Annotated in this window: 5 protein-coding genes; 3 read left to right on the forward strand and 2 right to left on the reverse strand. The window is 62.8% G+C overall.

The annotated features are described in order from the left end of the window. Positions 1-357: 357 nt before the first annotated feature. Both AX702_RS10110 and AX702_RS10115 read left to right on the forward strand, forming a co-directional pair. Entirely contained in the window at positions 358-654 is a 297-nt protein-coding gene (locus tag AX702_RS10110) for a hypothetical protein (protein WP_050794228.1), read from the forward strand. A 99-nt stretch (positions 655-753) separates the two neighbouring features. Then, positions 754-1,929 carry a zinc-dependent alcohol dehydrogenase gene (locus tag AX702_RS10115; RefSeq protein ID WP_007406891.1) on the forward strand — a complete coding sequence of 392 codons (1,176 nt, stop codon included), beginning with the start codon at positions 754-756 and terminating at the stop codon, positions 1,927-1,929. Positions 1,930-2,071: 142 nt separating this feature from the next. On the opposite strand, the gene AX702_RS22045 is transcribed toward AX702_RS10115, so the two are convergent. Next, a complete protein-coding gene (locus AX702_RS22045) occupies positions 2,072-2,302 on the reverse strand; it encodes an EAL domain-containing protein (RefSeq protein WP_113667992.1) in 231 nt (76 codons plus the stop codon). Between the two features lie 11 nt (positions 2,303-2,313). On the opposite strand from AX702_RS22045, the gene AX702_RS22050 reads away from it, so the two are divergent. Next, a complete protein-coding gene (locus tag AX702_RS22050) occupies positions 2,314-2,511 on the forward strand; it encodes a hypothetical protein (protein WP_007406878.1) in 198 nt (65 codons plus the stop codon). A 238-nt stretch (positions 2,512-2,749) separates the two neighbouring features. Here the strand turns inward: AX702_RS22050 and AX702_RS10125 are convergent, their stop codons facing one another. Then, entirely contained in the window at positions 2,750-3,640 is an 891-nt protein-coding gene (locus tag AX702_RS10125; RefSeq protein WP_082746193.1) for an ABC transporter permease, read from the reverse strand. Positions 3,641-3,688: the final 48 nt, after the last annotated feature.

Below are 3,688 nucleotides of genomic sequence, written 5' to 3' on the forward strand. Positions count from 1 at the left end.
CCCGCCGGCAGCGGCGGTGCCTTCTTAGCCGTCTCGCCCTTGAGTTTCACCGCGTCGCTTTTGATGCTCTTGCGTGCCATGGACGTAATCCTCCGATCATGCCCTTAATGCCACCAGCGCCACGGCGGTGCGAGGCATAAATCTTTGTAGCGACTGGGAACCGACCCGGAGGAGCGAAATCAAGTTATGTCAGTCGAGCATGGTCGCCGGTTCGAACGACAGGCGCGGGCTCGGCAACGTAAGTGTTCATGGCTGCGCAGAACCCGACTGCGGCTTCCTTGGTCCTGGATCACAGCCAGGGAAAGCCGATATGGACCGGTTGAGGATGTCTTAACGCCTTGCCGTTAGCCGAGCATGATGTACTCCCAGGTCGTACAGGTTTTCGACTGCGTCCGGCACGACCACGATCCGTGGTTGGTGCTGCTCGCGGGCCTGGTTTGCCTCTGCGGTATCTATGCGTCCTTTGCCCTGGCCGACCATGCCGTACGCTCAGGGCGGAAGACGCGCAGCCTGTGGGAACCTGTCACCATCGCGTCGGCCGGCTGCACGGCCTGGGCGACCCACTTCATTATCTTGCTGGCTTTCAAGCCGGGCATGCCGTCTGCGTTCAACCCGCTGGCCGTACGGCCGTTTTACGGCCGCTCGTTGATGTAAACGAATCAAATAGACGGGGACCCATGCCGCGGCTCAAGGCGTTGAGCGTCATAGACATGGCCCTGACGACAGGGACATCCACTCAGATGAGGAAACGACATGCGCGCACTATGCTGGCACGGTAAAGGCGATGTCCGTGTCGACACCGTCGCGGATCCCGAGATCAAGCACCCGCGCGATGCGATCATCAAAGTAACCGCCTGCGCGATCTGCGGGTCGGACCTTCACCTGCTGGATGGCTACCAGCCCACCATGGAGGCCGGCGACATCCTCGGCCACGAGAACATGGGCGAGGTCGTGGCGCTCGGGTCCGAGGTCACCAACCTCAAGATCGGGGACCGGGTAGTGGTGCCGTTCACCATCAGCTGTGGCGAGTGCTGGTTCTGCAAGAAGGGTCTGTTTGCGGCCTGTGATCAAACCAATCCGAACGCCGAAATGGCCGCCAAAGCGATGGGCCATTCGCCCGCCGGGCTGTTCGGCTTCAGCCACATGCTGGGCGGCTACTGCGGCGGCCAGGCTGAGTATCTTCGCGTGCCGATGGCGGATGTCGGTCCGATCAAGATACCCGACAACGTTACCGATGAGCAGGCCCTCTTCCTATCGGATATCTTCCCGACCGGCTACATGGCCGCCGAGAATGCGCAGATCGAGCATGGCGACACCGTCGCGATCTGGGGCTGCGGTCCGGTCGGCCAGTTCGCCATCCGCTCCGCGCTGATGATGGGCGCCGGCCGCGTGATCGCGATCGACGAGGTGCCCGAGCGACTCGCCATGGCGGAGGCCGGTGGCGCTGAGACAATTAACTTCGCCGAAACCGATGTCTATGACGAGCTGCAGGCGCGAACCAAGGGCCGGGGCCCCGACAGCTGCATCGATGCTGTCGGCTGCGAGGCGGCCGCGCACGGGGCGGCGGACGCGGTCATGGACAAGGTGAAGGCAAGCATGATGCTCGCCACTGATCGCGTCCACGTCCTGCGGCAGGCGATCATGAGCTGCCGCAAGGGCGGCACGGTCTCCGTGCCCGGCGTCTACGTCGGGATGGGTGACAAGCTTCCGATCGGTGCAGCGATGAACAAAGGACTAACGATCAAGCTTGGGCAGACCCACGTGCAACGTTACACCAAGCCGCTACTGGATAAGATCGTCGCGGGCGAGATCGATCCCAGCTTTGTGATCACGCATCCGGCCAGTCTTGAGGACGCGCCCGAGATGTACGCGAAGTTCCGTGACAAGCAGGAAGGTGTAATCAAGGTTGTCATGCGGCCGCACGGCTGATTAGCGGAACAACCGGGAACAGGACGCTCATCGATGCCGATCGCCGCCGCCGCTGTGGATTATGTTCAGCGGCGGTGTCGATCAGCTTGCAACCAAGTATGTCGGCAGATCTAGGTGTCAGTCAGGCTGCAACGGATGATTCTTACGGAGAGGCAACGAGCCATAGCCGCAGCGCTTCTTCCTCCATCGGACGGGCAAAATAGTAACCCTGCGCCTCCTCACATTCCAACTCGGCCAGGATCGCCGCGGCTGCGGCGGTCTCGACGCCCTCGGCAACGACCCGGTAGCCGAGATCGTGCGACAGCGTGATCATCGATCGGACAAGCGCCTGTCCACGCTCGTCATCGGCCAGATCTCGAAACGAACGACTGATCGATCGGGCTGGTGCCCACCATCGCGGTCGCGCCGATCGGACATACCGCGACGTTCCTGACCGTGGTGTCCATGGCGGCGCTCGGGCTCGGGGTCGATATCCGCACCGTCGCCAAGGCTGGCGGACGGGTCACGCTGGCGGTGGTGCTGTCGCTCCTCTGCTTGGGCGGAATCAGCCTGATGCTGATTTGCATGTTGAAGCTGTCGTGAGGGGCGGCGCGAAGGGCGTGAAGTTTGGCTTTTCCAGTTTGGCCGCTTACACCTCACCCGATCAACACCTTCTCTCTCGAAGGTGGTGGTGGGACACCCTTGAGGCACTTGCACGCTGCCAAGGTCGTCTGTGAAAAGGGGACGCCGGCGTATTTCGGCAATTGGTACCGCTCCGTCGCCTGTGTTTCGTGGCGGGGCGGTATCCGAACTCATCGGCTGCGTAACAACATACAACCGATCAGCCCGCCGCATCGCTGGTCGGATCCTCGCGTCCGGCATGCGATCGACCGAAGCACCAGATCGCCCCGTATCCGATCATCAACCCGATCAGGACCAACAGCGGGGTGGCGGCTTCAGCGATCGAAGCACCCATCTGGTTGAAGCGAATGAACAGGTGCATGGCGGCCGTAGCCGGCGAGAACCAGGCGATCGCCGCTAGCCAGCCCGGCATCTCATCGAGCGGCCATGCGAAGCCGGCCAGGAAGACGAGCGGCACCGAGGTCGGCATCAGGAGCTTCAACGTATCGTCGCCGCTGCGGAACAGGCTTCCCGCGACGAGGCCGAGAGCGGCTACCGTGGCCGCGAACACAGGAAGGGCGAGCAGCAGGCCGGGCACATTGCCGGTGCGTGGCACGTCCTGCACCCAGAACGCGAACCCGAACACGAACAGGCCGGCAAAGATGCCGATCAGTGTCATCGCTATCCAGGTGCCGAGGGCAGTTGCCCGGTCGCGCTGCCAATCACCACGCCGACGTCGTTCAGCGATCAGCCGCGCCGACGCGAAGGGCAACGTTTGCTGAAGTATGATGTTGGCGATCGCCGGGAACACGTAGTCGCGATAACCACCGGTGGTGTTGAACAGCGGCTGCATGACGATTGTCGCGCCGGACCCACTGCGATGAGCGATGAGGGCCCCAGTCACTTCAACCGCCTGCTCTCTCACGACATCGCCTAGCGCGCGGGCGATCCCTTCAGCACGCACGAAGTACGCCCCGTTGACGATCAAGGCCGCCCCCGCCCCGGGCCGCCCCTTCAGTGCCGCTCCGCCGAGACCTTTCGACAGGTAGAGAATGCCGTAGGCACGCCGTTGGCGCACTTCTTCACGCGCCGCCATGATGTCGGGTGTCAATCGGCGTCCAAAAAGGACCCCCTATCGGCGTGCAAAAGGGACCCCCTT

The organism is Sphingomonas sp. CCH5-D11, from assembly GCF_001557395.1.
In the GTDB taxonomy this organism is placed as follows: Bacteria; Pseudomonadota; Alphaproteobacteria; order Sphingomonadales; family Sphingomonadaceae; genus Sphingomonas.

What these genes read in the sequence shown, in the direction of transcription:
- AX702_RS10110 (WP_050794228.1), top strand. Translation starts at nt 358, where the DNA reads ATGTACTCCCAGGTCGTACAGGTTTTCGACTGCGTCCGGCACGACCAC.
- AX702_RS10115 (WP_007406891.1), top strand. Translation starts at nt 754, where the DNA reads ATGCGCGCACTATGCTGGCACGGTAAAGGCGATGTCCGTGTCGACACC.